This is a genomic window from Streptomyces sp. 4N124 (assembly GCF_052245395.1).
GTDB lineage: Bacteria > Actinomycetota > Actinomycetes > Streptomycetales > Streptomycetaceae > Streptomyces.
Map to the genome: position 1 here is coordinate 1 of NZ_JBQQBS010000044.1, position 15,921 is coordinate 15,921.

The 15,921-nt window shown below is 69.9% G+C and carries 15 protein-coding genes and 1 pseudogene; 4 read left to right on the forward strand and 12 right to left on the reverse strand.

Annotated elements, in window-relative coordinates:
• From ACTWQO_RS33815 to ACTWQO_RS33845, 7 genes and pseudogenes are all read right to left on the reverse strand, one after another.
• A pseudogene (locus ACTWQO_RS33815) lies at nt 1-436 on the reverse strand (hypothetical protein); the annotation flags it as partial.
• A gap of 158 nt (nt 437-594) precedes the next feature.
• The gene (locus ACTWQO_RS33820) at nt 595-1,542 is read right to left on the reverse strand and encodes an N-acetylmuramoyl-L-alanine amidase (protein ID WP_443241190.1); all 948 of its coding nucleotides are present in this window, start codon (nt 1,540-1,542) and stop codon (nt 595-597) included.
• A 22-nt stretch (nt 1,543-1,564) separates the two neighbouring features.
• Nucleotides 1,565-2,215, reverse strand: coding sequence for a class I SAM-dependent methyltransferase (locus ACTWQO_RS33825; protein WP_443241191.1), 651 nt, complete (start codon nt 2,213-2,215; stop codon nt 1,565-1,567).
• A 98-nt stretch (nt 2,216-2,313) separates the two neighbouring features.
• Nucleotides 2,314-3,474 carry an exo-alpha-sialidase gene (locus tag ACTWQO_RS33830; RefSeq protein WP_443241192.1) on the reverse strand — a complete coding sequence of 387 codons (1,161 nt, stop codon included), beginning with the start codon at nt 3,472-3,474 and terminating at the stop codon, nt 2,314-2,316.
• Entirely contained in the window at nt 3,471-4,403 is a 933-nt protein-coding gene (locus ACTWQO_RS33835; RefSeq protein ID WP_443241193.1) for an RICIN domain-containing protein, read from the reverse strand. The genes ACTWQO_RS33830 and ACTWQO_RS33835 overlap by 4 nt, the downstream gene beginning before the upstream one ends.
• A 118-nt stretch (nt 4,404-4,521) precedes the next feature.
• A complete protein-coding gene (locus ACTWQO_RS33840; RefSeq protein WP_443241194.1) occupies nt 4,522-5,505 on the reverse strand; it encodes an AraC-like ligand-binding domain-containing protein in 984 nt (327 codons plus the stop codon).
• Between the two features lie 235 nt (nt 5,506-5,740).
• Nucleotides 5,741-6,442: an SDR family NAD(P)-dependent oxidoreductase gene (locus ACTWQO_RS33845; protein ID WP_443241195.1), complete on the reverse strand. Its 702-nt coding sequence runs from the start codon at nt 6,440-6,442 to the stop codon at nt 5,741-5,743.
• A 147-nt stretch (nt 6,443-6,589) separates the two neighbouring features.
• Between ACTWQO_RS33845 and ACTWQO_RS33850 the strand changes: the two genes are divergently transcribed.
• A complete protein-coding gene (locus tag ACTWQO_RS33850) occupies nt 6,590-7,291 on the forward strand; it encodes a TetR/AcrR family transcriptional regulator (protein WP_443241196.1) in 702 nt (233 codons plus the stop codon).
• A gap of 157 nt (nt 7,292-7,448) precedes the next feature.
• On the opposite strand, the gene ACTWQO_RS33855 is transcribed toward ACTWQO_RS33850, so the two are convergent.
• Nucleotides 7,449-8,303 (reverse strand): helix-turn-helix domain-containing protein, encoded by an 855-nt coding sequence (locus ACTWQO_RS33855; RefSeq protein ID WP_443241197.1) that lies wholly within the window; start codon nt 8,301-8,303, stop codon nt 7,449-7,451.
• 101 nt (nt 8,304-8,404) lie between these two features.
• On the opposite strand from ACTWQO_RS33855, the gene ACTWQO_RS33860 reads away from it, so the two are divergent.
• Nucleotides 8,405-8,983 (forward strand): YceI family protein, encoded by a 579-nt coding sequence (locus ACTWQO_RS33860; RefSeq protein ID WP_443241198.1) that lies wholly within the window; start codon nt 8,405-8,407, stop codon nt 8,981-8,983.
• A 21-nt stretch (nt 8,984-9,004) separates the two neighbouring features.
• Here ACTWQO_RS33860 and ACTWQO_RS33865 read toward each other — a convergent pair whose 3' ends face one another.
• On the reverse strand, nt 9,005-10,741 hold the full coding sequence (locus ACTWQO_RS33865; RefSeq protein WP_443241199.1) for an MFS transporter: 1,737 nt from the start codon (nt 10,739-10,741) through the stop codon (nt 9,005-9,007).
• A 203-nt stretch (nt 10,742-10,944) separates the two neighbouring features.
• On the opposite strand from ACTWQO_RS33865, the gene ACTWQO_RS33870 reads away from it, so the two are divergent.
• Nucleotides 10,945-12,363, forward strand: a complete 1,419-nt coding sequence (locus ACTWQO_RS33870; protein ID WP_443241200.1) for an MFS transporter — start codon at nt 10,945-10,947, stop codon at nt 12,361-12,363.
• Nucleotides 12,364-12,539: 176 nt separating this feature from the next.
• Nucleotides 12,540-13,280: a class I SAM-dependent methyltransferase gene (locus ACTWQO_RS33875; RefSeq protein WP_443241201.1), complete on the forward strand. Its 741-nt coding sequence runs from the start codon at nt 12,540-12,542 to the stop codon at nt 13,278-13,280.
• A gap of 6 nt (nt 13,281-13,286) precedes the next feature.
• On the opposite strand, the gene ACTWQO_RS33880 is transcribed toward ACTWQO_RS33875, so the two are convergent.
• From ACTWQO_RS33880 to ACTWQO_RS33890, 3 genes are read right to left on the reverse strand one after another with little or no spacing between them, the layout of a single operon-like run.
• The gene (locus ACTWQO_RS33880) at nt 13,287-13,919 is read right to left on the reverse strand and encodes a response regulator (RefSeq protein WP_443241270.1); all 633 of its coding nucleotides are present in this window, start codon (nt 13,917-13,919) and stop codon (nt 13,287-13,289) included.
• 34 nt (nt 13,920-13,953) lie between these two features.
• Nucleotides 13,954-15,183, reverse strand: a complete 1,230-nt coding sequence (locus ACTWQO_RS33885; protein ID WP_443241202.1) for a sensor histidine kinase — start codon at nt 15,181-15,183, stop codon at nt 13,954-13,956.
• A gap of 13 nt (nt 15,184-15,196) precedes the next feature.
• Entirely contained in the window at nt 15,197-15,913 is a 717-nt protein-coding gene (locus ACTWQO_RS33890) for an ABC transporter permease (protein ID WP_443241271.1), read from the reverse strand.
• Between the last annotated feature and the right edge of the window lie 8 nt (nt 15,914-15,921).

Below are 15,921 nucleotides of genomic sequence, written 5' to 3' on the forward strand. Positions count from 1 at the left end.
CCGACGAGATCTCCCTCGTCGGGCCGCGCGAACGGATCGCCGAGCGGCTGGAGTTGTGGCGGAAGGGGCCGGTGACGAGGACGAGGGCCGCAATGAAGCCGAGGATGAGACCGGATCCGGCCTCGATGTTCTCGGGAACGTCCATCAGGAACCAGAGCAGCATCCACGTAACGAAGACCGAGAAGGCTGCGCCGACCGTCCCGAGGTCCAGGCCGGCGACCTTGCGCGGCTGCGGCAGGACACGGTTGACGACGATCAAGGCGGCGCCGACGACTCCGCCCAGGTAGACGCCCATGCCGGTGTAGAGGCTTTCCCACGCGTTCGGGGTGTCGGAGACACCTTCGGCCGTGTAGAAGCTGAGGAACGACGCGATGAAGAGCAACACCGCTGCTCCGATCACCACGCCGTCGCCTCGAGTGAGGGAGCGGATATTCACTTCAGGTCCTTCGTAGGTCGTCTCGTCGTAAGTAGAGGCGTCGCTGTCACCATGTCGCCTTAAGGCCCCGGTGTGAAGCGCGGGGGTGGCCCCTCATCGTAAGGACGACACTATCGTCCGCCCGACCAGGGTGTCCGCAGGGATCAGCCCGCTGAGCACTACCCCCGCAGGAAACTCACAATCCCCTCAGAGATCCCCTGCGCCGCTTTCTGCCGCCACGCGCCGCTGGTGAGCAGCGCCTCGTCCTTGCTATCGCGCATGTTGCCGCACTCGATGAACACCTTGGGAACCGTTGACAGATTGAGACCGCCAAGGTCCTTACGCGTGACGAGTCCGGTGCCGTCGCCGACGTAGTTGGAGGGCGCACTGCCCGTGAAGCGCACGAAGTTGCCCGCGATGCGCTCACCGAGGTCGCGTGAGGGGACGACGATGGGGCGGGTGTCGGCGGCACCGGCGTCGACCGAGCCCGGCAGGATCACGTGGAAGCCGCGGTTGCCGGTTCCGGAGCCGTCCGCGTGGACGGAGACGACGGCGTCGGCGCGGGCGTCGTTGCCGATGCGGGCGCGTTCGTCGATGCAGGGGCCGTAGGGCCGGTCGGCGTCCTGGGTCAACTTCACTGTGGCGCCCTGTGCTTGCAGGATCGTCCGCATGCGGTGGGCCACGTCGAGCGTGAACTCGGCTTCCGTGTAACCGGCGTTGGTGGAAGTGCCCGTAGTGTCGCACTCCTTCATGCTCGTCCCGATATCCACCTTGCGGTTGATCTCGGACGTGTGCTGGAAGTTGCCGGGGTTGTGGCCGGGGTCGATGACGACGACCTTGCCCGCGAGGGGCCCGGAGGAGCCGGCGGGCGTGGGGGTCGGGCTCGGCTCCTTGCCGTCCTCGGTCGGGGAGGAGGTATCCGCGGCCGGGGGAGCGGCGGCCGGCGCGCTCGTCGAGGACCCCTGCGGCCGGTCGTCCTCGCCGCCACCCCCCGTACCGCCGACCGCCTCATACACCAGCCACCCCAACAGCGCACCCGGCACGAGCGCGGCAACAGCGACGGTCAGGGGCCCGCGCCGGGAGCGGCGGGGGCGGGGCGGTTCGAAGTCAGGGCCTACGTACGACACGTCTGCGACTCTAACCGGGCCCTCAGATCCCTGCTCCCGTTCGCCGCAGCACGCGCAGCGAGTCGGTCACCGAGACCTCCGTGAAGGCGCCGGACGCGAGAGCCCGGAGGTAGACGCGGTACGGGGCCTGGCCGGTGAACTCGTCCTTCGGGTCCGGGAACACGTCGTGGATCAGCAGCAGGCCGCCCTCGGCCACATGGGGGACCCAGCCCTCGTAGTCGGCGCCCGCGTGCTCGTCGGTGTGGCCGCCGTCGATGAAGACGAGGCCGAGCGGGGAGTTCCAGATCTGCGCGATCTGCGGGGAGCGGCCGACCAGGGCGACGACGTGCTCCTCCAGTCCGGCGCGGTGCAGGGTGCGGCGGAAGGTGGGCAGCGTGTCCATCACCCCCAGCTCGGGGTCGACCGTCTCCGGGTCGTGGTAGTCCCAGCCGGGCTGCTGCTCCTCGCTGCCTCGGTGGTGGTCGACGGTGATCGCCGTCACTCCCGCCTCGCGGGCCGCGTCGGCGAGCAGGATCGTGGAGCGCCCGCAGTATGTGCCGACCTCGAGGAGCGGCAGTCCGAGCTGCCCGGCCTCTACGGCCGCCGCGTACAGGGCCAGGCCCTCACCCGTGGGCATGAACCCCTTCGCCGCCTCGAACGCGGCCAGGATCTCGGGCTTGGGCGCCGCGGTCATGGGCGGGGACCTTCCGTCGTACGAACGTCTCGGCGCCCCATGCTGCCGTACCCCCTGGTCGGCGGGCGACAGGGGGTACGGCGGTGTGGCGGGGTGGATCAGGGGGCGTCGGAAATATCGAGCTTGTTCGTCTTGATCTGGGTGGTGTCGAACTCCCAGACGACCCAGAACTTGCCCGGGGCGTACTCGTGGGCCATGGGGTAGTTGTCCCAGCCCTCGCCGTCGGGCTGAATCGTGGGGTCCCCGCCGTTGGCGAAGAACTTGGCGTTGCTCCAGTCCCCGCCGGGGCGTCTGGTCTTGTAGTTCAGGATGTCACGCTTGTGTATGCCCTCACCGGTGTTGTAGATGTACAGATATTGGCCGCTGCTGTCGGTGGTGAAGTAGTTCCTGGCGATGTTGTAGTTCGGCAGGGCCTTGTCCTCTGTGAACGGCTTCCAGGTCTCGCCGCCGTCGGTGCTCGTGGACGTCGCGGCGCCGTCCCATGCGGTGCGGGCCACCATGACCAGCGAGTCCTTCGGACGGCTGGAATTCGCCGGCGTCTGCGAGTAGGCGATGTGGTTCTCTCCCGCCGTCATGCTGGCCCCCGCGATGATTGGGCCGGTCATGGCCCTCCAGTTCTGCAGGTCCTCGGAGATCAGCACCCCGTTCTCCCGCCCCGACGACCAGTACGGCATGACGTAATCCCCGTTGTGCCGCTGGAGCGGGCGGCCGGAGAGGACGAGGTTGTTCCTGGCCGGCAGGCTGAGGGGTGCGTCCTGCCAGCTGTGGCCCTCGTCCGTGCTGCGCTTGAGGACGGTGCCGGAGATCGGAAGGCCGTTGTGGTTGATCCCGTCGCTCGCGTCGCCGTCCTTGCCGTCACCCTCATTATCTGCTATCGGGGTGCGCCCGAGGTAGGCGTACAGCGTGCTGCCCGCCTTGTAGAGGATGACGTAGTGCCAGGCGTGGTCACTGGTCTCCTGGGCCAGCATCCGAGGACGGCTCCAGGTGGCTCCGCCGTCGGTCGTGTACGCGTACCGCACGTAGCCCATGTCCACGTTGCCGGGCCGGAGGCCTTCACGCCAGACCACGACCGCGTTGTTCGCGCTCGTGCTGATGATGTCGGGGGTACGAGTGCCGTCGCCGTCGCCCACGCGGTTCTCGTAGACGATCGACTCGCCCGAGATGCCCTCGGCGGAGGCCGGGCCCGGCAGGAGCAGGCCGGACAGGACCGTGAGGACGAGTGCGGTCAGGAGGACGGGCCATACCCGTCTGCGGGTCACCACATCCATTGCTGGCTCACGCTGGTTGAGCAGGTCCACTGAATGGCTTCCGTTCCGGCCGTCGGGCTGGTGCTGGGGATCGCGAGACACAGCCCGCTGTTCTTGTTCTGGAACCGGTCGAGGCTGATGCGGGTCCAGACCTGCTCGTCGCCGCCGCCGCACGGCCATTGGACGACCTTGGCGCCGTTCTGCGTACTCGCGCCCGCGAGGGCCAGGCACTTGCCGTTCACCTTGTTGACGACCCGGAAGCCCCCGGTCACCGACTGGAGCGCCCAGTAGTTGCTGTCGCTGTTGCTGCACGCCCACTGGATCATCGCGATGCCGTTGTCGTAGCTGGAGCCGGGGTTGGCCAGGCACTTGCCGGTGCCCATGTTGTAGAGACGGGCGTAGATCGAGGTGTCCTCGGACCACACCCAGCGCTGGTCCAGGTTCGTCGAGCAGGTCCACTGGATGATCGCGGCGCCGTTGGCGGTAGTGGAGTTGGGGACCGCCAGGCACTTGTCACTGTTCAGGTTCCGCAGCCGGTTCCAGCTGTCGTGGACCCAGACCTGCTCGTTGCCGGTGGCGTCGCAGGGCCATTGGATGGCCTGTGTGCCGTCGGCCACACTTGAGTTGGGCATGGCCAGGCACTTGAGGCTGTGGCGGTTGCGGACGAGGTAACGGTCTCCGTTTCCGCCCGCGACCTTGGTGAACGTCCAGTCCTGGTCGGAGTTGTCGCTACAGGTCCACTGGACCAGGCCGGTGCCGTCCGCCGTGCTGTTGTTGGGCACAGCCAGGCATCGTCCCGCATTGAGGTTGCGGAGGTTTCTCCAGTCGTCCTCCGCGTTCGCCGGTGTGGACGAGGCGAGTGTGTACACCAGTGTGGCAGCGACTGCGCACAGCGCCACGAGGGCGGCCGCGAAGACGCGGGGCAGGTTTTTCATATGCATGACATCGAGCAACCTCTCTGTTTCCGTGGTCGGAAGGTCCTGCAGTGACTTGATCAGGATGCGATGCAGTTCCTGGGGACGTCGTTAGCTGTGAGTCCACTGAGACTTGGCGGTGGATCTACTCCCGCACGGCGAGCGCCTGGAGCCGGTACTCCTTGGGTGCCATCCCGTACGCGGCGCGGAAGGCGCGGGTGAAGTCGGAGGCGCGGGGCAGGCCCCAGCGGGCGGCGATCGAGTGGATCGGCGTGGTGCGCTGGGCCGGGTCCGCCAAGTCGCGGCGGGCGCCCTCCAGTCGGCGGCGGCGGACGCAGGCCGCGACGGTTTCTCCCTGCGCCGCTTCCTGAAAGAGGCGGTGCAGATAGCTGAGCGAGATGTGGTGCGCGGCGGCGATGACGGGCGGTGCCAGATTCGGGTCGTGCAGGTTCTGCTGGATGAACGCGTGAACGCGAGTGATCAGGACGCCCTGCCGGGTCTCCGGCGGCAGGGCGTGTTCGGCCTCCAGCACCTGGGCGATCCAGGCCGACAGCAGGTTGACGAGGACGGTTCCCAGGCGCGGGGCGTCGGACGGCCGCAGGGTGTCCGCCTGCCGGTCCAGGCCGGTGAGGAAGTCCGTCAGCAGAGCGCCGATTCCCTCCCGCCCGGACAGTCGTCTGCCCAACAGCTCCCGGTGGGGCGGCACATGCATCAGTGCCTTGGGAACCTCCACGCCCACCCCCGTGCAGGCGCGGCGCTCTCCGTCGCTGTACGCCCGCACGTCGCCCGGCCGTGAGCTGTCGGCCAGGTACAGGTCGCCCGGGCCGTACGTGTCGTACCGTCCGTCGTGGTCGACCGCCAGCCCTCCGCCGAGCACCAGCCTCAGGTGGTACAGCTCGGGGTCGGACTGCCGCACCATCTTCGCGTTCCGGCGGAACCGCGACGGCAGGAACGACGTCGGCCACACGGTCACCGGTCCCAGCTGCAACAGCCGCTGCTCCGCCCAGTAGTCGGCGGCGTGGTCACTGGTGAGATCGGCGGGTGCGACGGTGCGGCCGACCCGCTCCCGCCAGAGCTCGAACCTGTCCTCCGCAGGCACGTCCTCGCTCCGGAACAGCGTCCCGATCATCCCGCCCCACCCCCTCCCGTCCTGAACCCCCGTCAGGCGCGTGCCGCGGATCTCCGGTCACACGGAGATCGCAGAGATGGATGGTGCGGGGCGAATCCCTTCTGATCGTGAACGCCGGGTGGATTCCAGAGGAAGAGATCTTCGCGAAAGTGCCTGGGTTCAGAGTCGCGGCGCTGGGACGCCGCGACGCGATCGGGGGTCGGCGAGGGGCCGAGTCAGCGGAGTCGGCGCGGTGTCAGGGGCGGGGGAAGCCCTCGGCGTCGAGGCGGAAGACGAGTTCGGCCTCGTCGCGCTTGGTGGTGTGCAGGTCCCAGTAGAGGGGGGTGATCTGCTCGGGCTTGGCCGCCTCGACGCCGGGGATGACGGAGACGCCGATCGATGAGTCGATGCCGACGTGGGCGGCCTGGATACCGGTGCCGTCCAGCTCCTTGTGCAGGTTCATCGCCCAGTTGCGCAGCGCCGCGGCGGCGGCGTTGACGTTGGCGACGCGCGGGTCGGGCCAGATCGAGCCGGCGCCGGTGGTGTAGAGCAGGGTGCCCGCGCCGGTCTCCCGCATCGCCGGCAGTACCGCCTTGGTGGCGGTGATGGCTCCGTAGAGCTGGAAGTTCATCTCGAACTCCACATGAGACGGCTCGGTCCCGGCCGGAGCGGTCAGCGTGGTGACACCGAACGACCCCACCGGGGAGTACTCCAGGACGTCGATCCCGCCGAACCGCGTGGCGGCGTCCTTGAGCGCCTGGGTGAGCGCGTCGCGGTCGAGCACGTCCGCGGGGAACGCGGCGGCGGTGATGCCGTCGGCGGCGAGCTTGCCGACAAGACCGTCGAGCTTCTCGCGGTTACGGGAGATCAGGGCGACGTCGAAGCCCTGGGAGCCGAAGGTACGGGCGATGGCCAGGCCCATCTGGGGGCCGGCTCCGACGATGGCGATGCTGGTCACAGCGATCCTTTCCAAAAAACTGGTCGAAGGAGGAACATCATCCGGATAGCCCTATCCATATCAAGATCCGGATAGGCCACTCCGGTTTGCTGCCGCCACCGTACCGCCAAAAATGGATAGGGCAATCCGATTGCTAGACTCCCCGGTATGACCCCTGCCGCCCAGCATCCCGACGGTCCTGCCGCCCAGCCTCTGCGCAGCGACGCCGAGCGCAACCGTGAGCGGATCACCGTCGCTGCGCGCAAGGTGTTCGCGCGTGACGGTCTGGGTGCCTCGATGGCCTCCGTGGCCCGTGAGGCGGGGGTGGGAATCGCCACCATGTTCCGCCGCTTCCCCACGAAGGAGGAGCTGGTCGACGCCGTCTTCATCGACCGCATGGACGCCTACGCCGACGCGGTCGCCGTCGCCCTGGAGGACCCGGACCCCTGGCACGGGTTCGTCGGCTACATCGAGGCCGCCTGTGCGATGCAGGCTGCCGACAGCGGCTTCGCCGACGTCCTGACCACGACCTTCCCCACCGCCAAGGCTCTGGAGCGGCGCCGCAACGAGGCCTACGAGGGGATGGTCGAACTCATCAGCCGGGCCAAGGCGACGGGCCGGCTGCGCGAGGACTTCGACTCCTCGGACCTGGTGCTGCTGCACATGGCCAACGCCGGTGTCGTCAACGCCACCGGCGACGCCGCCCCCGACGCCTGGCGTCGCGTCGTCGCCCTGCTGGTTCAGTCCTTCGAAGCCCCGGCCCGCGCCCCCCTGCCCGCCTCGCCTGGGCACGACGCCCTCTACAGGGCCATGCTCCGCGCCGGTCCGGCGGCTGTTGCGGCGCCGGAGCCGGATGCGGGGGACGGCTGACCTGGGGCTGGAGCAGCGGGGGCTGTCGCTTTCGGCGTGGACCGCGGCATTCGCGGTCGGCGGCAAGGTGGAGGCGAGTAACTCCGCAAGCTGATGAGCTGGGTGAACGACTGAGCGGCGTGACAGACGGCGACGGGGCCGGGGCGAACACGTGGCGTCAGCCGCTCACCGCCCGCAGCGCTCCGGGCCTGCGGCCGTTGAGACGGTCGAGCGCGGTGGCCGTGGCCTCGTCGGCCGGGAGGTGCACGACCAGGCGCTGACCCTCGTCCGAGAGCGTGAGCGTCTCGTACGACAGGCGGAGGCGGCCCGCCTCAGGGTGGTCGACGACCTCGGTCCCGAATCGGGTGGGCAGGGCCGGAACGGCGAGCCGGTCGCTGAACGGCGCCCCCACCGTCGCGGTCAACTCCTCCGCCAGGGCGGCTACATGAGGGTCGTGCGGCGAGGCTTCATCGCGCAGATGGGCGACCTGCTCGTCGGCCAGCCTGTCCCATCCCGGATACACCGCGCGTGCCCGGGCATCGGTGAACAGATAGCGCACCATGTTGGGCGGGTCGCCGTCGAGCAGGCCGAGCGGGCGGGCATACCGCTCATAGCCCTGGGTGCAGGCCACGATGTCACCGATCCAGTTGAGCAGGACGGCCGGTGCGGGCTCCAGGCGGTCGAGAAGGGCCTGGACGGTGGCACGCACCGTGCGTACCGGCGGCACGGTGACCGACTGACACACCGCCTTGGCATCGCCGTGGTCCTTGGCCAGCCGGTGCAACAGGAGACGGTCCGCATGCCGCAGGCGCAGGGCGTCGCCGAGGGCGCCGAGGACCTGGGGCGAGGGGTTGCGATCGCGGCCCTGTTCGAGCCGGGTGAGGTACTCGACGCTGATGCCGGCGAGCGTGGCGAGCTCGGCCCGGCGAAGCCCCGGCGTGCGGCGGCGCAGGCCCGTGGGCAGGTCCACCTCGGCGGGTGTGACAGCTTCACGGCGGGCGCGCAGGAAGGTGCCCAACTCGTTGTCGTTCACCTGTCGAACCGTACAACGCGTGCCGTCGCGGAGGATGGCCCTGCCACTACTACCCTTCGCCCGGCCTCTCTCACCCGCCTCGGGGCTCGCACGATGAAGCCATGAGCAATGACAACTCCGCGAACATCACCGCCGCTTCCGTCGCCGCGCTGCCCCTCTCCCCGGGTGACTGGGAACTCGACCCCCTTCACTCGGCGGTCAACTTCACCATCCGTCACCTCGGGATCGCCAAGGTGCGCGGCCGTTTCACCGAGTTCGAGACCGGGCTGTACGTCGGTGAGGCCGTCCACGATGTGCGGGTGAGCGCCGAGATCGCGCTCGCCTCCATCGACACCGGGAACTCCGACCGCGACGCGCACACCCGCTCCGCCGAGCTGCTCGATGTGGAGAAGCGGCCGACGATGACGTTCCGCTCGACTCGGGTGTCCGGAGAGGGCGAGGACTGGACGATGGAGGGGGACCTGGCCATCGGGGACGTGACCCGCCCGGTCACGCTCGCTGTCGAGTTCGGCGGGGTGGTGGACCACCCTGTGGACCAGAGGAAGCACGCCGGGTTCGAGGCGACGGGTGAGATCCGGCGCAGCGACTTCGGGCTGGACTTCGGCACCGGGCTCCTCGGCGATGTCGTCAAGCTTCACCTGGACATGCAGTTCGTCGGACCGCAGGGCCAAGACGGCTGACCCACGCAGGGTTCGGATTGCTCAGGGTGCGGAGACGGTCTCACCCGGCAGCGCAAGGTCCACGTCGACCGGGCGCTCGTCGCCCGCGTGGGTCGCGGACGAGGCGAGCGGGCCGTGGCCGGTGGCGCGGGCGGCGAGGACGTACGCGCCCTGGGTGGGGACGGTCAGGGCGTAGCTGCCGTCGTCGGCGGAGAGCGTCGCGCCCGCCTGCCGGCCCCGGCGGTCGATCAGCGTCACCTTCGCGCGGGCGACCGGAGTGCCCTCGGCGTCCAGGACCCGGCCGCGGAAGCCGCGCAGTGCCTCCTCGGCGCGGGCCAGGTTCTCCTCCTCCTCGCTGCTCGCGCGCAGTTGGGGCGCGCGGTTCGGCTTGGGCAGGAACAGGGCCATCAGCAGGCCGACGGCCACGGCGCCCGTGGCGATCAGGAAGGAGACCCGGAAGCCGTGCATGGTCGGGACGGCGACGCCGTTCACGTTGTTCGCGGTGTTGGCGAGCACCATGCCGATCACGGCGCTCGACACCGACGTACCGATGGAACGCATCAGGGTGTTGAGGCCGTTCGCGGCGCCCGTCTCCGAGGCCGGGACCGCGCCGACGATCAGCGCGGGGAGCGAGGAGTACGCGAGGCCGATGCCCGCGCCCAGGATCACCGCGATGACCAGTGACTGCCAGGCGGCGCTCATCAGACCGAGCCCGGCGCCGTAGCCGATCCCGATGATCAGCATGCCGAGGATGAGGGTGGTCTTGGGGCCGTACTTCGCCGAGAGGCGGGCGTAGACGGGGGCCGTGAACATCATCGTCAGGCCGAGCGGGGCCACGAGCAGTCCCGCTACGACCATCGACTGGCCGAGGCCGTAGCCGGTGGCCTTCGGGAGCTGGAGCAGCTGGGGAAGGACGAGCGAGACGACGTAGAAGGAGACACCCACCATGATCGACGCCAGGTTGGTGAAGAGGACGGCCGGGCGGGCGGTGGTGCGCAGGTCGACCAGGGGGGCCGCGGTGCGCAGCTCATAGACGCCCCACAGGAGCAGGACGACGGCGGCGCCCGCGAACAGGCCGAGTGTGGTGCCGGACGTCCAGCCCCAGTCGCTGCCCTTGGTGATGGGGAGCAGGAAGAGGACCAGGCCGAGGGAGAGACCGAACGCGCCCGGCAGGTCGAAGGAGCCCTTGGCGCGCATCGGGGACTCGGGTACGACGAGGAGGGTGAGGACGATCGAGAGGACACCGAGGCCGGCGGCGCCGTAGAAGAGGGCGTGCCAGTTCGTGTGCTGGGCGACCAGGGCCGCGGCGGGCAGCGCGAGGCCGCCGCCGACGCCGATCGAGGAGCTCATCAGGGCCATCGCCGAACCGAGCTTCTCGCGGGGCAGCATGTCGCGCATCAGGCCGATGCCGAGCGGGATCGCGCCCATCGCGAAGCCCTGGAGCGTACGGCCGACGATCATCGGAAGCAGGTCGCTGGTGACGGCGCTGATCAGCGCGCCGACCACCATCACGGCCAGGCTGAGGATCAGCATCCGCCGCTTGCCGAACAGGTCACCGAGCCGGCCCATGATCGGCGTGGCCACGGCTCCCGAGAGAAGCGTCGAGGTCAGGACCCAGGTGGCGTTGCTGGGTGAGGTGTCGAGCAGCTGCGGCAGGTCCTTGATGACCGGGACGAGCAGGGTCTGCATCACCGCGACCACGATGCCCGCGAAGGCGAGCACCGGGACGACGGCTCGGCCGGCTCTCGGGGTGGGCCGGTCGGTCGGCGTTGGGTTCATGTGCATCATGAACCCGGTGTGCCCGGGCAACTATTCCGATGCTTTGGCGTACTAACGAAATCTTGACCGACCCATGACGATCTGATCGCCCATCAGCGGTGCCCACGAGGTGCGACAACCGCGGTCCTACGACCTATGACCGAGGGACGGGTGGCGCGAAATCCCGATGCAAGGTGCGTAACCCGGTTGAGAGCATGACGCCCATGCTCCGAGCCGCTGACACCACCCCCATATCCAGCCGTACCGCGCCTCCCGCCTGGCTGCTGGTGGCGCTCGCGTGTGCCGGGCAGTTCCTCGTCGTGCTCGACGTCTCCGTCGTGAACGTGGCGTTGCCCTCGATGCGGGCCGACCTGGGGCTGAGCGCTCCCGGTCTGCAGTGGGTGGTGAACGCCTACGCGATCGCCTTCGCCGGTTTCATGCTGCTCGGCGGGCGGGCCGGTGATCTGTACGGCCGCAAGCGGATGTTCCTGGCGGGGCTCGGCCTGTTCACGCTGGCCTCCCTCGGCGGCGGACTGGCCCAGGAGGAGTGGCAACTACTGGTGGCGCGGGCCGTGCAAGGCCTGGGCGCGGCGGTGCTGGCGCCCGCGACGCTGACGATCGTGACCTCGGCGGTGCCGGAAGGGCCGGCGCGGGCGCGGGCGATCGCGACCTGGACCGCGGTCGGCGCGGGCGGGGGAGCGGCGGGCGGTCTCGTCGGCGGGGTGCTGGTTGACGCCCTGTCGTGGCGGTGGGTGCTGCTGATCAATGTGCCGGTGGGCGCGGTGGTGCTGCTCGGTTCCCTGCGGTGGCTGGCGGAGAGCCGGGCCGGGGACGGGCGGCGCCTCGACCTGCCCGGCGCGCTGCTGGTGACCGGAGGGCTGGCGAGTCTGGCGTACGGCATCTCGCAGACCGAGGCCGAGGGCTGGACGGCGTCGGCCACCCTCGTCCCGCTGCTCGCCGGGCTCGCGCTCATCGGGCTGTTCCTCGTCGTCGAGGCGCGTACGGCGGCTCCGCTGATGCCGCTCGGACTGCTCCGGGTGCGGTCGGTGGCCGCGTCGAACGTGGCGATGTTCCTGAGTGGCTCGGCGATGTTCGGCATGTGGTTCTTCATGACGCTGTACGCGCAGAACGTACGGGGCTACTCCCCGCTGGAGGCCGGGCTCGCGCTGGTGCCGACCTCCCTGGCCGTGGTCCTCGGCTCGAAGCTCGCGCCCCGCTTCATGCCCGTGATCGGGGCGCGCAGCCTGGCCGTCCTGGGCACGCTGGTGGCAGCCGCCGGGTTCGGCTGGCAGTCGACACTGACCACGGACGGGCCGTACGTCACCGCCATCATGCTCCCGGGAATCCTGATGATGCTGGGCGCGGGCCTCGCGATCACGCCGCTCGCCTCGCTGGCCACGTCGGGGGCGGCGCCCGGTGAGGCCGGACTGGTCTCCGGGCTGGTCAACACCTCGCGGACGATGGGGGGTTCGCTGGGGCTCGCGGTCATGTCGACGATCGCGGCGGCGCGTTCGGCGGGGAGCGTTGCGCCTCAGGCGCTGACGGAGGGGTACGCGCTGGCGTTCCGGGTGAGCGCGGGGGTGCTGGTGGCGGGGGCGGTGCTGATGATGGTGTGGCTGCCGGGGAGGAAATCCGGGCGCTGAGAGAAAATCGCGCTCGTCCGAGGCAACGGTTCGCGTGGCCCATGGACTCCTTTGATTCGCCCCGACCGTCCAGCGCGTCACCTGCACCTGGAAGAACGGCACGACCACCGACGTCGGAGGGGAGTGGTCGCCTGCTCCGATCTACGATCACCGGACGGCCAAGGAGGTGGACCCGGATGGACCGGAACATACGCACCGTGGAGGACGTACTCCGGCTGCTGGACGGCCTGTTCGCGCCGGACGCCGACCGGTGGACGGGCCGGGGCGCCGCATGGTGGGACGGGTTCTACGCGGACCGCTCCAGGCCGGTGCCGTTCTTCGTGGCGAAACCGGACGAAAACCTGGTGGCGTATCTCGACCGCGGGCTGATCACCGCGGGTGGCCGTGCGCTCGACCTGGGCTGCGGTCCCGGCCGCAACACGGTTCACCTCGCCGCGCACGGCTTCGAGGTGGACGCCGTGGACCTGTCGCCGGCGGCCGTCGACTGGGCGCGGGAGCGGTGCCGTGACGAGGGGATCCAGGCCACGTTCCACTGCGGGGACGCCTTCGCCCTCGCCGGCAAGGAACTGGCGGGACCGTACGACCTGGTCTACGACTCCGGCTGCTTCCACCATCTGCCGCCGCACCGACGGGTCAGCTACCTGGCCCTGCTCGACCAAGTCCTCGCCTCCGGCGGCCACTTCGCCCTCACCTGCTTCGCGGCGGGCGAGATGGGTTCCGAGCTGTCCGACGCCGACTTCTACCGCGAGGCCCGACTGCACGGCGGGCTCGCCTACACCGACGAGTCCCTGCGCCGGATCTTCTCGGACCTGACCGAGGTCGAGCTGCGCCGGATGCGGGACGAACCGGAGGGGTCGGAGTGGTTCGGGGAGGAGTTCTTGTGGACGGCGTTGTTCCGGAGGGAGTCCGTGAGATGAGGCGGGTCAGAGCCACCCCTGCCGGCGGGCCTCCCGCAGTGCCTCCATCCGGTTTCTGGTGCCCGTCTTGCCGATCGCGGCGGAGAGGTAGTTGCGGACCGTGGACTCGGAGAGGTGGAGCGAGGTGGCGATGTCGGCGACCGTCGCGCCGTCCGCGGAGGCCTTGAGGACGTCGCACTCACGGGGGGTGAGCGGATTGGGGCCGGCGCTGAGCGCGGCGGCGGCGAGGGCCGGGTCGATCACCGTCTCCCCGGTGAGCACCCGGCGGATGCAGGCGGCCAGTTCCTCCACGGGGCCGTCCTTCACCAGGAATCCGGCGGCGCCCGCCTCCATGGCCCGCCGCAGGTATCCGGGACGGCCGAAGGTCGTGAGGATCAGCACCCGGCAGTCCGGCACCTGGTCGCGCAGCTCGGCGGCGGCGTCCAGGCCGCTCTTGCCCGGGAGCTCGATGTCGAGGAGGGCGACGTCGGGACGGTGGACAAGCGCCGCGTCCACGATCACGTCCCCGGCCGACACCTGGGCCACGACCTCGATGTCCGGTTCCATCCCGAGCAGCAGGGCGAGGGCGCCGCGCATCATGCCCTGGTCCTCGGCGAGGAGGACGCGGATGGACTTGGCTGGGCGATGATCGCGGGGCATCTCGTTCACGGGCCAACGGTAGGGCGCCCATCGGTCACGCGAGCTGCTCCGCCGGTATCGGTTGTGGCACGGCCGTCGCGTCCACCGGCAACACCGCGGTCACCGTGAAGCCCCCGCGAGATCCCGGCCCGGCCGTGAGGGAGCCGCCCGCTGTGGCGAGGCGTTCGGTCAGCCCTTTGAGACCGGTGCCGCCGACACCCTCCAGGAGGTTGCGCCCGACCATCCCCGTCCCCGTCACGTCGTCCGTCCCCGTCCCGTCGTCCGTCACCGTGAGCCGAACCCGCTCCGTCGCCCCCGACACCGTGATCTCGCAGCGGGCCGCGTCGGAGTGCCGTACGACATTGGTGACCGCCTCGCGTACCACCCAGCCCAGCAGGGCCTCGGTCCGTGGGGGAAGAGGGGGGCCGGAGCGGTGGACCGTGGAGTCGATGTTCGCTGCGGAGAGGGCGGAGCGGGCCCGGTCCAGTTCCGTGGTGAGGCTGCCCTCCCGGTAGCCCGTGACCGCCTCGCGGATCTCGGTCAGGGCCTGGCGGCCCACGGACTCGATGTCGCCGACCTGGAGGAGGGCCGCGTCGATGTCGCGGGGCGCCAGTCGGCGGGCCGCCTCCGACTTGACCACGATCACGGAGAGCGTGTGGCCCAGCAGATCGTGCAGGTCGCGGGAGAAGCGCAGGCGTTCCTCCTCGACGGCACGGCGGGCCAACTCCTCGCGGGCGGCGCGCAGTTCTCGTACCGCCTCGGACAGGGACAGGATCGCCGCCGTCACCATCGTCGAGATCCACGTGGCGTAGGCGATGTCGAGACCGCCCCAGCCGTCACGGATGACGGACACCACGCCGGACAGCACGGCCACGATCGCGCCGGCCCAGCGCAGGTGCGGCATCCGTACGACCGCACCGGTCGCGAGGCCGAACAGGGGGAAGAAGAGCAGCCAGGTGTCGCCGTAGCCGATGGCCAGACCGCAGGTCACCAGGCCCATCAGGACCAGGGCCACCCGGGTGGAGGTCGCCTCACGGGTCTCCCGCCGGAAGGCGCGGAACGCCACGTAGATGTAGAGGGAGTTGAAGGTGAGCAGCCCAAGGCCCGCGATCAACGGGTTCGAGGTCTCACCCTGGAAGAGGTTGGAGAAGGAGCCCATTCCCATGAACAGCCACGGCAGGAGGCTGAAGCCGGTGGGCGGCGGGCCCACGTTCGCAGCGACCTTCCCGTCCTTGCGGGCGGCCTTGTACTCGGCGTCGCACGAGATCTTCCGCAACCAGGACATGTCCTGCCCCCGATCAGACGGTCCCGGCGTTGCGCCGGTACGACAACACAGCGTACGAACCGAAGGCCAGCAGCCAGACTCCCAGCACCAGAATCGCGGCGGCCGCAGGAGCGTGCCCCTCGGCGACCGACCTGCCGAGCTGGGCGAAGCGGTTGGAGGGGGTGTACGTCGACAGGGAGCGCAGCCAGTCGGGGAACAGCGCGACCGGGAACCACAGGCCTCCGACCACCGAGAGGCCCAGGTTGCACAGCATGTTCGCCACGCCCGTGGTCTGCGCGGTCAGCCCGTAGCCGTTGCCGAGACCCAGCAGCGTGAACGGCACCGACCCCAGCCACAGCAGCACCGCGATCGCCGCCCACTGCCATACGGCGAGCCGGACGCCGTTGACCAGGCCGCCGGCCGCGAGGACCGCGACGATCGCCGGGAGCACCGTCACCGAGCCGGTCAGCGCCCGGCCGATCACGACCTCGCGCGGGCTCATCGGGGTCACCCTCAGCTGCCGCAGCCAGCCGATCGCCCGGTCCTCGGCGACCCCGCCACCGGTGTTCAGGGCCGAGCCGAGCGCGCCGTACGCGGCCATCCCGACCATCGACTGGGCCTTCCAACTCCCGTCGTTCGCACCGAGGTTGGTGAACAGCAGGTACATCATCACCGGCATCGCGATCCCGCCGATCACAAACCCCCGGTCGCGCAGGGTCCGGCGCACTTCGAGCCGCAGATAGTCCGAGATCGCGGACA

Coding starts and splice junctions, on each gene's coding strand:
- ACTWQO_RS33825 (WP_443241191.1), bottom strand. CDS start 2,215: ATGACCGCGGCGCCCAAGCCCGAGATCCTGGCCGCGTTCGAGGCGGCG.
- ACTWQO_RS33835 (WP_443241193.1), bottom strand. CDS start 4,403: ATGCATATGAAAAACCTGCCCCGCGTCTTCGCGGCCGCCCTCGTGGCG.
- ACTWQO_RS33840 (WP_443241194.1), bottom strand. CDS start 5,505: ATGATCGGGACGCTGTTCCGGAGCGAGGACGTGCCTGCGGAGGACAGG.
- ACTWQO_RS33850 (WP_443241196.1), top strand. CDS start 6,590: ATGACCCCTGCCGCCCAGCATCCCGACGGTCCTGCCGCCCAGCCTCTG.
- ACTWQO_RS33860 (WP_443241198.1), top strand. CDS start 8,405: ATGAGCAATGACAACTCCGCGAACATCACCGCCGCTTCCGTCGCCGCG.
- ACTWQO_RS33865 (WP_443241199.1), bottom strand. CDS start 10,741: ATGAACCCAACGCCGACCGACCGGCCCACCCCGAGAGCCGGCCGAGCC.
- ACTWQO_RS33870 (WP_443241200.1), top strand. CDS start 10,945: ATGCTCCGAGCCGCTGACACCACCCCCATATCCAGCCGTACCGCGCCT.
- ACTWQO_RS33875 (WP_443241201.1), top strand. CDS start 12,540: ATGGACCGGAACATACGCACCGTGGAGGACGTACTCCGGCTGCTGGAC.
- ACTWQO_RS33880 (WP_443241270.1), bottom strand. CDS start 13,919: ATGCCCCGCGATCATCGCCCAGCCAAGTCCATCCGCGTCCTCCTCGCC.
- ACTWQO_RS33885 (WP_443241202.1), bottom strand. CDS start 15,183: ATGTCCTGGTTGCGGAAGATCTCGTGCGACGCCGAGTACAAGGCCGCC.